Below are 14628 nucleotides of genomic sequence, written 5' to 3'. Positions count from 1 at the left end.
ACTCTTCCATACCTTGACAATTAAATAGACTCTAAATAATATATACTATATCAATCGGAATAATGCAATTTAAAATGAGATGAAAGGAGGCTCTCATGGTTTGAATCTACACAAGTATTGAACTATCTGGCTCACCAATCTGCTGGCATTGTGTCCAAAAAGCAGGTTGAGAGCATCAATACGTATGATGTAGCTTCGTTTGACGTGAATAAAGACATTCCTTACGGCGATCAGAATACCGTGACTGAAGGTGCTGCGTACAACAACACTTTGTATGCCAGCGGCCCATATATCTTGGCATATAAAAATGATTACGAAGGTGTATTCTATCAGAATCCCGGCTACCGTAAAGGCTCTGAATATGCACCCAAAATTTCTCAGGTGAATGTTCGGTTCATCTCTGATGCCGACAGTGCGTTGTCTGCTCTTCGCAGCAGTGAAATCCACCTGTACTACGGAGTATCCGAAACAAAGTATGACATCATCAAAAATGACAGCAAGTTGCAATTGCAGAGCATTCCGAGCAATGCGGTTTCCTATCTGCTGTTCAACACAGCCAATCGGGAAGTTGCCAAGAGCAGTGATCTGAGAAAATCCGTGCTCTACTCCATCAATCAGGATGACATTTTGCAGTTCTACAAAAACAACAAACTTAAGGCGTACTCTACCGTAAGTCCACTCGTGCAGACCGGGAATGAATTGAAGTCCGATCCGGCAAAAGTAAAAGAATTCTTGAGCGCCTACCAGGCTTCCAAGTAACAATTAAGATAAACGGCTGTCATCCGGATCACTCCAAGATCCGGATGACAGTCGTTTTATTTTATAGAGAGAATAGATTATGATGAGCAGTCTGCCTGATACCTTCGCTGTACACCAGGTAACAGAGTGACGATCTGAACCCCCACTCCCCAAGCAAAATAGATCAGATCGGCATAACACCAAGAACCAACAATAGTATAATTCCCGGGATCCAAAAAACTGCCAAACGGGGAATGCTCAAACAATGAATTAGGCATATGCCAAAAATTCGATTATGGTAAAACTTGATAAAAGAACGTACGTTCGGTATAATAGAGATATACTTAATGAGCGAGAGGCAGATATGGACGACAAATTTATTAAGGAACTACGCGAGATTAGTCGGGACGACAGACGAAGATCCGAATTTATGATCCAAGGCATGAAGGAAACACTGCAGGGAAGAAAAGAAGAAAGTAGATTCAAGCGCTGGATTCGGCGTAAAAAGACAGAGAAGAAAATTTCACAACGATTCAATCAGGATCCCTCTTCGAATCAAAAGTAACAACTAAAAAGGAGGCGGAATACGCCTCCTTTATTATTTATATGAGCAATTTACACAAGTCCATTGGTGAATCATTGGGAAAGAACTGCGTCTGAGTCAATTGCAATGTGTCTATGTTCAACTTTGTTTTACGGTAGTATGGCAAATGAGCGCACTGGAAAGCCGGACGCCTTTTCGGCCTTGGGTACGATATTGAAGATCACCGCACCTTTGGCTGGTACCTGATCCAGATTCGTTAACAGCTCTACCTGATATGTATCCTGAGCAAGTACATAATACTCTGCCAGAAGTGCCCCATTCTTTTGATAATCTACAGCTGAATCGGTGTCGAAGGTCTCGTGGCCGATCGCCTGTATTTTTCTTTCCTCGAATAAAAACATTAGCGCACTGACTGACCATCCGGGTGCATGGCTATTGCCCTCCGCATCTTTGTTATCGAATGCTTCATGGCTGGGCCAGCGTTTGCTCCAATCAGTACGCAGTGCTACAAAACTGCCTGCTTCTATAACGCCATGCTCTTCTTCAAACTCAAGAATATGCTCGACATCCAGCGTGAAATCCGGATTGCTCTCTACAGCCTCAGATTGATCAATGACAACAAGCGGTAGCACAAGTTCCTTTAAGCCCAGTTCATCGAGATAACGGGTATCCCGCACAAAATGGATCGGTGCATCGAGATGCGTACCATATTGACCGGGAAACCTGAAACTTTGGGCAAAGAAACCTTGATCGTGATTAAACAACGTATCGAATTGTGCCGCATCAAAAGCTGAGAAATGTGGAGATTCCGGTCCAAACGTATGGGTCAGGTCCACCCACTTCTTTTCTTTTAATAATTGAATCGCTTGAATGAGCTCATTGGACATCCGAATCACCTCATACATAGAATGGAATAAATTGTTACTATTATATCGTATTCCACTCCATGCGAACATATCGAGATGCCAGCTATTTGATAGAATTCATTAACTCGAAGAAGTATTTTGGTTCATGAGTCTGATATAGATTGAACCACGAATCTAAAGTCTCCGGTGTAAATACATCGAGCACCTTTAATACATGCATCGCAAATTCCAACGGAGCTATGCCCGATGCAGTAACTACATTGCCATCCGTTACGGCCGGTACCAGTTCATAGTATTCCTCTCCAATGTAATGAGGACAAATCATTTTCAAATATGCCAGATCGTTGCTTGTATGCCTTCTGGAGTCTAGCAATCCCGCCCTCGCAAGTCCAACGGTTGCACCACATATTGCCGCAACAACATGACCTTTTTCCAAAGACGTCGAAGCTTTTTTCAATATAGGCTCGTGAATGGAATCCATCCAAGTATTCCCGCCTGGAAGTATCAACACATCCGTACTTTCCAACTTACACTCATCAACTGAAATGCGAGGTAATATCTCCAATCCTCCCATGGTAGTCACCGGACTTTTATCAACACCAACAGCAACCACCTCTATCGGCTCCAGCTCTTTCTTAAAATACCTTCCCGAGTTTAGTTCAGCAATTAAATAACCTACCTCCCAGTCTGACATCGTATCAAATACATAAAGATATGCTTTTTTTGTATGCATAGTGCACTTCCCTTCTAGTGGATACCCCTATTATAAAAAAACTTCACTGACATCTTCCGTCAGCAAAGTTTTTTTAATTTGATAATAATCAATTAGCTCATATCGTGGGTTTAATGACTGGAACAGATTTGCCGTATGGTAAAAGGTAAATAGGCTACATAAGAATAAATTGCTTCTTTTAGCAGAAATATCACTTTCATCGAGGTCTCTTATGCTATATAAGAGACCCCTTTTAGAGGATCATGTTCTGAGAGTTACATTTGAAAATGAACATCAACAAATCGGAGCCCCAACTAAAGAAATCATTCCGCCTACATCTCGCCTCAGAGTTAAATTTTTCGTTTACCGTTATTCGAAAAAAGGCTACCACTAGGGTAGCCTACTCTCATATCTTCATTTTCGAGTATTCACTTTTAGTCATACCATAGAGATACTCATCGTAATGCTGTCCATTAGTGAATAACATATCTCTGAGTTTCCCTTCTTGGACAAATCCAAGACGCTCATGAAGTTCTAATGAACCTTCATTAAAAGCATAAACATGTGCGGTAACTTTCTGATAGCGTAATTCCTCAAAGTAATATCGCAACAATATCTTTATAGCTTCTGAAGCATAACCATTGCGCCAAAATTCTCTAAAGATAGCAACACCGTACGTAAAAGTTCCATTGCGGGTATCACAGTTATTCGAACTTATACTTCCCACTAATACTCCATCTAAAGTCTCGACCGCGAGCATAATTTTATCCCCATCAGGACCACGGGATGCCTGGTGTTCAGCCCAAGCTTTTGTACCATCTTCCGATCTTGGGAAATTTATTACATCGCAAAGTCTAGTATATACCGTAATCCTATATTCATGAATTCACAGCAGGTTGTTTGGGTTCACAAGCCCGATCAGGAACCGTGATATAATGGAGAACGATTGAACCTAAATAACTGAACAAGCGAGGTAGCGATGTGGAAATTGAAGTAAGCACATTACATGCATTTTCGGACAAGCCTCTCGGTGGAAACCCCGCAGGCGTTGTTTTACAAGCAGAACATTTATCCGACTCCCAAATGCAGGAGATTGCCAGACAAGTTGGATTCTCAGAGACCGCGTTTGTTATGCCATCGGACCAGGCTGATTTCAAAGTTCGTTACTTCACTCCTAGTGATGAAGTTGATCTATGTGGACATGCAACGATTGCCTTATTTTATTTAATGAAAGCACAGCATATCGTTGAGGTAGGTACATTCACACTGGAGACACTGGCCGGAATACTTGAAGTGGTTGTCCAGAACAATGGTGAAATCTATCTGTCTCAGACCCTTCCGGAGTTCGGAGAGCTCGTTGACCGACAAGACATTGCAGATTCTCTGGGTATTTCTACACATGATTTACATCCCGAACTACCTGTACAGATCGTATCTACCGGATTGCGCGATATCTTGATTGGAGTTAACCATGTTGATGTTCTGTCAAAAATCATTCCTGATTTTCAGCTTATCGCTAAAATTAGCAAAGCTAACCATGTCGTAGGTTATCACGTATTTGCACTCGAACCAGATAAAGAGAGCACTCTGGCAGAATGCCGGAATTTTGCTCCCCTTTACGATATCCCGGAAGAGAGCGCAACGGGTACTTCTAACGGTGCTTTACTCTGTTATTTACATAAGTTCAACCAACTTTCAGATCCCCACGATACAACCTATATGATTAGACAAGGATACACCATGAACCGTCCCTCAGAGATTCGAGTCAGATTAACGTTGGGCGTTTCCAATGAAATTACAAAGATTCAAGTGGGCGGGGTCGCGGTTCATATAGAGAACATTCGAATTCAACTTTCATGAATGTTGCGCTTGAATCTTATGTAAAAATCGTAACACGGCTTCCTCCAATTGATTCAGCCCTGGCTGTTCTATAGGGAAGTGACCCGCTCCTTCCAACACTACGCATTCCTTTTCCACCTTCAATCGATCAAAAAAAGATTGGCTGAACCGTAATGGTGTCATCGGGTCCAGTTCGGGGTGAACCAGCAGTACAGGACATTGGTCAAAGTCTTCCGGGTTCACCTCCGGCTTCTTATTCAGGAATGTTCTTAACAGTTCCAACGGGACACGCGTCGCTGCCGCCTGTGGATCATTCATAATAAGTCGGGTTAAACCCGGATTATTGGTAATCAGCTGCATACGTGATACTTGCTTCACAGAGATCCGTATATGATCCAGTAAAGCCGGAAACTGATCCATCATGCGTTTGCCCCATCGGCTCACCAGACGGTTTGGTGCAAGCTGGTCACGCATACCCGCATCACTCGTGTCCACAAATGTGGTTACGATCAAGCCTTGTACGTGCTCACTGCGTGCACTCATGTGATAGGCCAGCATGCCTCCGATGCTGCTTCCCAACGCCACGATCGGCTTGCCGTCTTTCTTATATTCGCGATCAGCGAGTGAAACAAGCAGCTTGATCCAAAGATCATAGTTGACATGTGTCCCAGGCAACGGATAGCTCAACCCATACGGTGGAAGATCTGGCGATACTACCTCGTAGCCTCGAAGCTGTAACATTCGAGCATAAGGAGCGAGCAACCTGCCATTGCCTCCGGCTCCGTGAATGAACAGAATTTTGATCGGCGAATCGGGCGCGGGCAGACGATCGATGTGCAGATGAACCCCGTTCGATTCCCACCACTCCTCTTCAGGATTCGCATGGTCCCCTAGCCTTATTTCACCCGGGAAAAAGGCTTGATACTGTTTCCAATAATGATGTGATGAATGATATGAAGGCAGATTATCCATGCTGTACATTCTCCTTTGTCGCAAAAAACCATTTAATTCAGCTGCATGAGCATCATCTTATATAACCAAAAAAAGCCGTGCATTGCACGACTTTTCGTTAAGCATACTTTTGACCATAATTCTTTGTAAACAATCTTCCTACCTCTGTCAATCCGGAAACTGTACATTACCCGGTACAATATAAGCTCCACCCGATCCATTTTCAGGCAAAGCCGGAATAGTATCATTCACTACCTGACCGCGAATATCGGTGATGCGGATGTTCAATTTTTCTTTGCCCAGTCCAGTTCCCAGGAAATGATTATAGTCCTGTTTCTCCAGATTGAGCCATGTGCCATCCTTTTGCTTCACTTCGAGCTTCAGCACCGGATATTTATGATTACGGACCTGAATTGCCGCCCACCACTGACTGCTGCCTTCCTTGATCCGATAGGAGACGTTGCCTTTGACCGGAGCTTTGACAACTTTCCAGCTGATATCAATTTTGCCTGCCTTCGGGTCCCCGATGAGGTTAAAGGCATTTGGTGAAAGATCCAGCGCACCACTGGCTCCCTCAGGATACAGATCCGTTACATATACGGTCGTTTTGCCTTTGGGACCCTGCACTTCCAGATACGCTCCCGCCAGAGCAGCCTTGACGCCATTATAATTAAGCTGATATGGATTAAGTGCCGTAATTTGCATGTCCGCAGGAATAGGGTCTAATAGCAGAGCCCCTCCCGAGTATCCTGAACCTGTGTAAGTAGCGTAACCTTTGTATGTATCATTCCATGCGGCAGATGCCGGTAATGCAAACAGCACTAAGCCTAACAATAACGTGGTACCTACCCATTTTAACCGTTGAAATCTGCTTGTTTGATTCATGCCAAAATCCTCCTTGTCGTCAGATACATGCTAGACTACTAGGTTACTAGATTCGAATATAACATTATTTTACATAAATTATGATTTTTTTCAATACAATCAGCTAAATCGCATCCAAAGTCCCACCCTAGTTCGACCCTTCACGAGCATGAAAACAACATGTTTACCTCACTTGAATTAGGTGTTTAGACCCGCTAATGTACTCATCCATTCCATAAAAAGAAAAGCGCCACACCGGGGAGAAATTTACTTCTCCAAGCGGCGTGACGCTTATCGACCCAAGCCCAGAAACTCAATCCAGAGTCACATTTGGTTGCTATCCTATCCTTTTCACAAAGGCAACAACAGTTCGGACAGATTCACTCTGTCTGCCTTCGTTTCATTCTTTTCCTCAAGCGGGCATACTGACTGTAGATCCAGGGTGATTCTTTCGTCAGAATCGGGCCCAGCACCGCCAGAATCAACACATATAACACGGCAAAAGACTGAATGGATGCCATCAGGCCTCCTGCCTTACCGATGTTCGCCATAATGATAGAAAACTCTCCACGGGACACTAGCGTGAATCCCACATTGAGAGAAGCCTTGGGAGTCATCCCCGCCAATCTTCCAGCGATCATTCCTGCTCCGTAGTTGCTGGCAATCGTCAGAACCACCGCAATGATCGTCATGCCAACGGCTCCGCCGAGGGAGGAAGGTTCAATGGTCAGGCCAAAGCTGAAAAAGAAGATGGCCCCAAAGAAATCTTTGAACGGCATAATCTGATGCTCAATTCGGCTGGCATGTCTCGATTCTCCCAGAACCAGCCCCATCATCAAAGCTCCAATCGCTTCGGCTACATGCAGCGTTTCCGAGAAACCCGCCACCAAAAAGAGCAGCGTCATAACGGTAAGTAGAAACAACTCCGATGACTTGATGTTGAGTGCCTTATCAATATACTTGATGCATTTCCTGCCTATGATCAGAAATAGCACAATAAAGAGCAGCGCAGACAGGGATACGAGCAAGACGCTGAGGAATGAGGTAGCCCCACTAAGCACAAGCCCCGTCAGAATCGAGATATGGATGGCGATGAACAGATCATCAAACATGATCATGCCCATAATAATTTCTGTCTCCGGGTTCGCCGTGCGCTTCAGATCCACGAGTACTTTAGCCACTATCGCTGTGGAAGAACTCGTCATAATGCCACAGACAACCAATGTTTCCTTAAGTGGCAGCTCCATGAACCATCCCAGCAGCAGACCGGAAGCAAAATTTAGTCCAACGTAGAACATACCTCCGGTCAAAATGGCTTTGCCTGACTTCAATAGACGAGATACCGAAAATTCCAGTCCCAGATAAAAGAGTAGAAACAGAATACCCAGCCTGCCCATAAATTCAATAAAGGACGAGCTTTCGATAAAACGCAAATCCACAATACCAATCTGTGGTGCATGTGGTCCAACAGCCATACCGATTAGTATGTAGAACGGAATGACCGAGAATCGTAATCGTGCAGATATTAGCCCCGTAAGTGTAATCAGCGCAACGGCAATCCCCACTTCGAATATGAGCATATCCATAGGCTAGAGCCGTCCATTCGATAACAACCGTTTTAACAGTTTGATCTGATCCCGCTCACCAGAGACAACAACCGTAGCCCCCGCGGTAAAGATAAAATCCGGACCCGGATTAAACTGCTTCGTCCTGTTCTTCTCCACCACAGCCAGAATAACCGCTCCAGTTGCCTGACGAATATTCAGTTCTCCGATCGTTCTTCCTATGCTCTCTGAATGCGGCTCAATACGAAGCCACTCAATTAACAGTCCCTCCAACATAACTTCACGTTCATCCTGAAAGGTTGGTTTGTACGTCATGCCGCCAACAATAGCGGCTACCGCACGTGCCTCATCATCATCCAGTGTGACCAGTGACACCATGTCTCCCAGTTCTTCAGGCGAATCGCCTGACTCCATATGAAACAGGTCACGCCGCTCATCATTATGGATGACAATGACCAGATGTTCACCGCTGCGTGTGTGCAGCCAATATTTGCGTCCAATTCCCGGCAAATCCGTCTCTTTAAAGTGCATGATCTGCACCTCCAGTGGACATCGGGTTCAAGGACTTATTGTTCAACGCAATGTCTGTAATACGTACCCGCATGGAGCCAGCCGGTATATTAATCGACTTCACTTCTCCTTTGCGACTAAGCAGTAATTGCTGACCTACAGGGGAAAGGAAAGAAATATAGCCGGCATCCGGATCAGCATCATCCGGCATAACAATGGTGAACGAATCGGATGTGTGGAAGTCAACGTATTCAAAACGGATCAGGCTACCGATAAGTACCACCGAGTCCAGAGCTTCATCCGAACCAAGGAGCAGCTTCTCCACACACGTCGTATAGTTCCCGAGCAGCCGTTCCATCTGTGAACGTTCCGGATCACGCACGTCAAAATAGGCGTCGAGAAATGTTCTTTTCTCTTCACCGAATATAATGAGCTGGTTCACCAGCATTTCTCTGCAATTTTGAAAGGAGGTCCTATGGTTCATAATAAATCTCACCTCCTATACAAGCCTTGTTCTCCATGTTGATTCTGATGTTTTTCTTCATCATGTTGTTCTCCTCCTTCATATAGATAAAAAAACCACGGATACCGAGGTCTTACTACCATCTTACCAAAACTAATTTTTTAATCCAGTATATTCGCTTAACTTCACGTTATATAACTCTTAAAGGAATGTTCAGCCTGTCTTCAATATCTAACCTTTACATCGTATGACAGATCCATAGAAGATTTTAATAAGCCTTAAAAAACATTTTATGGCTTTTTATCTCGTATTTTTATTTGGTTTCATGTATATTTAACTACAAACTTTTATGCAATTTATACAAATAGCCATCCCAAGACTTTAACACAATAAAGGAGTGCATTGAAAAAGTGTCGACTATAACTAAGGATTCAACTCAAGTATCTGCTGCAGAATATGTTCATTCCGTTTACGAATCGGTTATCGCCAGAAATCCACAGGAAAGTGAATTCCATCAGGCTGTCAAAGAGATCCTGGACTCGCTTATTCCGGTCATTGCAGCTCACCCGAAATATCGGGAGAACGGCTTGCTTGAACAGCTTGTTGAGCCAGAACGTGTCATTACGTTCCGCGTGCCTTGGGTAGATGATCAAGGCAAGGTACAGGTGAACCGTGGATTCCGTGTTCAGTTCAACAGCGCAATTGGACCTTACAAAGGCGGACTTCGTTTCCACCCTTCCGTTTACTCGGGAATCGTTAAATTCCTTGGCTTTGAACAAATTTTCAAAAATGCTCTGACTGGCCTGCCAATCGGCGGTGGTAAAGGTGGTTCCGACTTCGATCCAAAAGGGAAATCAGATCTGGAAGTCATGCGTTTCACCCAAAGCTTCATGACTGAGCTGTACAAATATATCGGTTCCGATGCGGACGTACCTGCCGGTGATATCGGTGTAGGTGCACGGGAAATCGGTTATATGTTCGGACAGTACAAACGCATCAGCGGTGGACATGAAGCCGGCGTTCTTACAGGTAAAGGGCTCCTATACGGAGGAAGCCTTGCACGTAAGGAAGCTACCGGATTCGGATGTGTGTACTTTGTCAAAGAGATGCTGGCATCCAAAGGACTGAGCTTCAAGGACAGCACCGTAGTTGTCTCCGGTTCGGGTAATGTATCGATCTATGCCATTCAGAAGGCTCAGGAGCTTGGAGCTAATGTTGTGGCTTGTAGTGACTCCGGTGGTTACATCTATGATGCTCAAGGAATCAATCTGGATACCGTAAAAAGATTAAAAGAGGTTGATCGTCTGCGGATCAGCGAATATGTGAAAGAGCATCCACATGCCGTGTATACCGAGGGTTGTGAAGGCATCTGGTCTATCCCTTGTGATATCTCGCTGCCTTGTGCAACGCAAAATGAAATCGACGAACAGGCTGCTGCATTGCTCGTGAAAGGCGGAGTTAAAGCGATTGGTGAAGGAGCGAACATGCCTTCCACTCTGGCTGCGATTGACGTTTTCCATAAAGAAGGCGTTCTGTTTGGACCAGCCAAAGCGGCTAATGCTGGCGGCGTTGCCGTGTCCGCACTTGAAATGTCTCAGAACAGCATGCGGTTGTCCTGGTCATTTGAAGAAGTGGACGCCAAGCTGCATGACATTATGTCGAACATCTACACCAGCTGTGTTCAGGCAGCGGATGAGTACGGCTGTGCAGGTAACCTGCTTGCCGGAGCGAACATCGCTGGCTTCCTGAAGGTTGCAGATGCTATGCTCGCGCAAGGTATCGTCTAATTGTGTTGCAGTTGCTAACTAACTAAATAAACCGCCTTCCATCACGGGAGGCGGTTTATTTACATTTATGGAGTTTAATCCAGTAGCAGGATCGACATGTGATCCATCTCGGAATTGATCGAATTCCAGTGTAATGGTAAAGTTGTACTGACCTTAAAATAGCATTTTTTTTAATTAAAGGAAGTGTACAAATGACTAACCAAGCATTCAGTAGCAATCAGGCTACTCTGCATTTAAGCGCAGACTGCGAGCAATGTTTTGGTCTATGCTGTGTTGCCTTGCCGTATGGCAAGTCATCAGACTTTGCTTTTGATAAGTCCAGTGGCATTCCCTGTCCCAATCTCCGTACCGATAACCGCTGCGGCATCCATACACAGCTGCGACAGAAAGGGTTCAAGGGGTGCACAGTCTACGACTGTTTCGGGGCTGGTCAGAAACTATCACAAATTACATATGCAGGAAGGGATTGGCGTAATCATCCCGAATCTGCTGCTGAGATGTTTGATTGTTTGCCTGTCATGAAGCAGCTTCATGAGATGATGAGCTATATCAATGAAATGTTACAGCTGTCGGAAACATCATCCATCCATTCCGCGTTGAAGGACGTATATCGGGAAACGGAACGACTAACCGATCTGGAGCCCTCTGCCATATTACGTCTCGATATTCCAGCACATCGGGCGGTGGTTAACGAACTGCTTGTACAAGCCAGCGAGATGGTGAGGGCAAAGGTCCCAGCTTCGGACAAGGGAACATCCCAATCGAAGACCAAAAAGCGTACTGGAAGAGACTTTCTGGGTGCCAATCTAAAAGGAGCTGACCTTCGGGGAGCGAGCTTCAGAGGGGCCTTAATGATAGCGGCTGACCTACGAAACGCAGATATGAGAAAGACCGATCTGATCGGAGCCGACTTGCGGGATGCGAATCTGGGCGGAGCGGATCTGAGAGGCAGCATCTTTCTGACACAATCCCAGCTCAACTCGGCAAAAGGCAGTGCAGGTACCAAGTTGCCGGATCATTTAAACATTCCCTCACACTGGCTGTAGGGAAGACTACCTCAAGAAGAAGTATGAATTAGGAATGAATATGAATAAACCATGAATATGCACTGATTCGTATGTACAACACAAACAGCTCGTACCTCTGTTTAGAAGGACGAGCTGTTTGTATTGTATTACATTTTAGATATAAATAATCAGGACCTATAACTACGGTAATGAATTAACGGACTACAGCAAGTCGCGGCGAAGGTCCTCAGCCGATTTAGGAGACAGGTGACCGAGTGGGATATCAAATACCGTCTTGGCCCCTTTGTGTCCTTCCAGACTCAAACGTTGTGCGGCTCTTGCATAAGCTACCAGTACACTTGCCGTAAATTCAGGATTGCTGTCGAGCTTCAGACCAAACTCAATAATTTGTTTCTGGCCTGCGCCTGTCACTCCACTGCGAATGACAAACCCACCGTGTGGCATGCCTTCATGCTCAGCCTTCAATTGCTCTTCAGTAATGAAGGTTACCGTTGTATCGTAATCCGAGAAATAGTTCGGCATGGAAACAATCGTTTCACGAATCTCGTCTTGGTTCGCACCAGCTTCTGCAACCACATAGCATTGACGCAGATGCTTTTCACGTGTGGACAGCTCTGGGGTCTCCCCAGCACGAATGCTGTTGATTACTTCTTCAACAGGTACAGTATATTGCACACCAGCCTTAACGCCAGGAACACGACGGATGGCATCGGAGTGACCTTGGCTTACTCCTTTACCCCAGAACGTGTACTCTTTACCTTCTGGCAGGATCGATTGAGCAAGCAGTCGGTTCATGGAGAACAAGCCTGGGTCCCAACCTGTGGAAATGACGCTCACGTGGCCACCTTGCTCTGCCGCAGCGTTAACTTCTTTATAGAATTCAGGGATTTTGGCATGTGTATCGAAGCTATCCACCGTATTGAACCATTTTGCAATTGCAGGTGTCTGCTCCGGAAGATCGGTTGCCGAACCTCCACACAGAATCATCACATCAATTTTGCCTATGTATTGCTCAGCAGCAGAGATATGTTCGAAACGAACCTCCGTACCTTCTGCAACCATCTGCTCCGGGTTACGACGTGTAAATACAGCAACAAGCTCCATATCCGGGTTTTGAGTGATCGCTTTCTCTACACCTTTGCCCAGATTTCCGTAACCGACGATACCAACTTTGACCATGTTCAATCCTCTCCTGTCTTCATCTAATGTTGCATACTCTGTTCAGTATAATTATATAACATACCATGTAACCTGTCAGGTTTCCAGTTCGAAATAAAAATACCTTGCATGCAGAGCAGCAAGGTCTGATATATTCCTCTTATTCTAATTATGTCCAACTGAATGGATAAAAGGTATGGCATCCACTGAAGAGGTAGCAAACAAAACGGAAACGGACAACACCGTTAGAGACAACAGACAGCTTGCCAGGAGTAAGGAAAGGAATCTTGATGCGGTTCTGATCTTTTTCATCCATCCTGCCTCCTCATCCAGTTTGCTATATTTTGGCTGAATCATGTTCTTCATAGTTCACCGGACCGCTTCACCAGCTCCAAAATTTCACTAGCGACAATATCCGGCTGACTGTTATGAATATCATGTTTGGCGTGTGCCACGGTGACCTGTGATCCTTGACTGGACCATGAAGCAAAATCGGCTTGATCTGCCTGCCATGCCCGGCTGCCTTCGCTTGGTTTCTCTGAACCGGCCGTCAGAATGGTTAGCGGGAAGGAGAATTCCTTTTTATGCTCCAGGATATGGGCTGCGTTCGTCTTGGAATTGCGCATCTCCCCAATCACGTTGTCATTGTAAGCATGCTTGAGTGTGGAAATGGTGGCTGCCTTTCGCATTGACTCCGTAACAAGATCCGGGTTAACGACCAAAGAATCCGTTATCCGATCCGAATGCAGCAATGTACGCACAATTCCTGTTTTCACCAGAAAACGGGCTGAATCGAAATACCAATCCGATGGCTCCATATCCACAGTGCTGTAATATTCGGGACTTCCTCCATCGATCATGACCATGCCAGCTACCTCATCAGGATACATTTGTGCGAATCGCACGGTCTCCAGCGAGCCGAGAGAATGACCTACCATGATATAGGGCGGACGTTGGCCGGATACTCGCAGCAGTTGATGGATTTCCTCCGTAATGGTATCGATATCACGTGGCCGATCCGTATAATCGCTATACCCGTAACCGAACCGATCATACACCGCAATTTTCACCTGGTCTTTCAACTTGTTATACAGCGGGCTGAAATCAACATACGGATTGGGCGTACCCCAGCCTGAAGCGAGAACAACTGTCGCATTTCCTCTTCCCGTTGTATAGAGATGCATGTTACGTCCGCTCACCTCATACATCTTGCCTGGTGCAGTATAAGATTTCATGTCCTGTGTCGACTGATACGCCTCGTACGCGGTACCTGCCAGCAGCAGAAGTCCTGTTGCCAGCATCAGGCCACCCAGCCCCTTCAAACCTCTCCGTAACCCCTTCTTCATCGTTCTCTACCCCTTACCCGACTCATCTTCTATATGTATTCTTCAATCTTACCCAAGTACGGGTGGAAACGGAACGATCCCGGGTCCAGTTCTTTCCCCAACCTAAGTCTAGTTCCACCCCCTACCCGCAGCATGAAAAATACCATTGAGACCTGTACCAAAGGGAAGATACTCATATAGACAACGTAAAATAACCGCAAATTCCCGATAACGGAAACCTGCGGTTTGGATGATATTCATTTTGTAAAAGGGGAAAT

Annotated in this window: 15 protein-coding genes and 1 pseudogene; 5 read left to right on the top strand and 11 right to left on the bottom strand. The window is 45.4% G+C overall.

Annotation, left to right across the window (positions count from 1 at the left end; translation table 11 throughout):
• Window positions 1–111: 111 nt before the first annotated feature.
• Window positions 112–759, top strand: a pseudogene (locus tag BMW94_RS08370) (ABC transporter substrate-binding protein); the annotation flags it as partial.
• Between the two features lie 343 nt (window positions 760–1102).
• The gene (locus tag BMW94_RS08365) at window positions 1103–1303 is read left to right on the top strand and encodes a hypothetical protein (RefSeq protein WP_090996890.1); all 201 of its coding nucleotides are present in this window, start codon (window positions 1103–1105) and stop codon (window positions 1301–1303) included.
• A gap of 128 nt (window positions 1304–1431) precedes the next feature.
• Here the strand turns inward: BMW94_RS08365 and BMW94_RS08360 are convergent, their stop codons facing one another.
• The 3 genes from BMW94_RS08360 to BMW94_RS08350 form a co-directional block, all read right to left on the bottom strand.
• Window positions 1432–2169 carry a cyclase family protein gene (locus BMW94_RS08360; protein WP_090996887.1) on the bottom strand — a complete coding sequence of 246 codons (738 nt, stop codon included), beginning with the start codon at window positions 2167–2169 and terminating at the stop codon, window positions 1432–1434.
• 82 nt (window positions 2170–2251) lie between these two features.
• Entirely contained in the window at window positions 2252–2881 is a 630-nt protein-coding gene (locus tag BMW94_RS08355; RefSeq protein ID WP_090996884.1) for a type 1 glutamine amidotransferase family protein, read from the bottom strand.
• A 385-nt stretch (window positions 2882–3266) separates the two neighbouring features.
• Window positions 3267–3701, bottom strand: coding sequence for a GNAT family N-acetyltransferase (locus BMW94_RS08350; protein ID WP_254790186.1), 435 nt, complete (start codon window positions 3699–3701; stop codon window positions 3267–3269).
• A 140-nt stretch (window positions 3702–3841) separates the two neighbouring features.
• Between BMW94_RS08350 and BMW94_RS08345 the strand changes: the two genes are divergently transcribed.
• Window positions 3842–4720, top strand: a complete 879-nt coding sequence (locus BMW94_RS08345; RefSeq protein WP_090996879.1) for a PhzF family phenazine biosynthesis protein — start codon at window positions 3842–3844, stop codon at window positions 4718–4720.
• Here the strand turns inward: BMW94_RS08345 and BMW94_RS08340 are convergent.
• The 5 genes from BMW94_RS08340 to BMW94_RS08320 form a co-directional block, all read right to left on the bottom strand.
• On the bottom strand, window positions 4715–5671 hold the full coding sequence (locus BMW94_RS08340) for an alpha/beta hydrolase (protein ID WP_090996876.1): 957 nt from the start codon (window positions 5669–5671) through the stop codon (window positions 4715–4717). The two genes, BMW94_RS08345 and BMW94_RS08340, sit on opposite strands and share 6 nt — an antisense overlap.
• A 147-nt stretch (window positions 5672–5818) precedes the next feature.
• Complete coding sequence (locus BMW94_RS08335; RefSeq protein WP_090996873.1) at window positions 5819–6535, bottom strand: expansin ExlX; 717 nt, start codon at window positions 6533–6535, stop codon at window positions 5819–5821.
• Window positions 6536–6894: 359 nt separating this feature from the next.
• Entirely contained in the window at window positions 6895–8100 is a 1206-nt protein-coding gene (locus BMW94_RS08330) for a cation:proton antiporter (RefSeq protein ID WP_090996870.1), read from the bottom strand.
• A 3-nt stretch (window positions 8101–8103) separates the two neighbouring features.
• Window positions 8104–8610 (bottom strand): cation:proton antiporter regulatory subunit, encoded by a 507-nt coding sequence (locus BMW94_RS08325; RefSeq protein ID WP_090996867.1) that lies wholly within the window; start codon window positions 8608–8610, stop codon window positions 8104–8106.
• Window positions 8600–9073: a GreA/GreB family elongation factor gene (locus BMW94_RS08320; RefSeq protein WP_090996864.1), complete on the bottom strand. Its 474-nt coding sequence runs from the start codon at window positions 9071–9073 to the stop codon at window positions 8600–8602. The genes BMW94_RS08325 and BMW94_RS08320 overlap by 11 nt, the downstream gene beginning before the upstream one ends.
• Before the next feature lie 389 nt (window positions 9074–9462).
• Here BMW94_RS08320 and gdhA point away from each other — a divergent pair, with 389 nt between their 5' ends.
• Together gdhA and BMW94_RS08310 are read left to right on the top strand one after the other, a co-directional pair.
• Window positions 9463–10839 (top strand): NADP-specific glutamate dehydrogenase, encoded by a 1377-nt coding sequence (gene gdhA / locus BMW94_RS08315; protein ID WP_090996861.1) that lies wholly within the window; start codon window positions 9463–9465, stop codon window positions 10837–10839.
• A 191-nt stretch (window positions 10840–11030) separates the two neighbouring features.
• Window positions 11031–11885: a pentapeptide repeat-containing protein gene (locus BMW94_RS08310; RefSeq protein WP_090996858.1), complete on the top strand. Its 855-nt coding sequence runs from the start codon at window positions 11031–11033 to the stop codon at window positions 11883–11885.
• Window positions 11886–12068: 183 nt separating this feature from the next.
• On the opposite strand, the gene BMW94_RS08305 is transcribed toward BMW94_RS08310, so the two are convergent.
• The 3 genes from BMW94_RS08305 to BMW94_RS08300 form a co-directional block, all read right to left on the bottom strand.
• Window positions 12069–13052, bottom strand: coding sequence for a diaminopimelate dehydrogenase (locus BMW94_RS08305; protein ID WP_024628648.1), 984 nt, complete (start codon window positions 13050–13052; stop codon window positions 12069–12071).
• A 138-nt stretch (window positions 13053–13190) separates the two neighbouring features.
• The gene (locus BMW94_RS30415; protein ID WP_175480625.1) at window positions 13191–13337 is read right to left on the bottom strand and encodes a hypothetical protein; all 147 of its coding nucleotides are present in this window, start codon (window positions 13335–13337) and stop codon (window positions 13191–13193) included.
• Between the two features lie 50 nt (window positions 13338–13387).
• Window positions 13388–14371, bottom strand: a complete 984-nt coding sequence (locus tag BMW94_RS08300; protein WP_090996857.1) for an alpha/beta hydrolase — start codon at window positions 14369–14371, stop codon at window positions 13388–13390.
• Between the last annotated feature and the right edge of the window lie 257 nt (window positions 14372–14628).

The organism is Paenibacillus sp. OK003, assembly GCF_900109515.1.
GTDB lineage: Bacteria > Bacillota > Bacilli > Paenibacillales > Paenibacillaceae > Paenibacillus > Paenibacillus marchantiae.
Note: the sequence above shows the minus strand (reverse complement) of the source record. Positions and strands in the feature narration are given on the sequence as shown.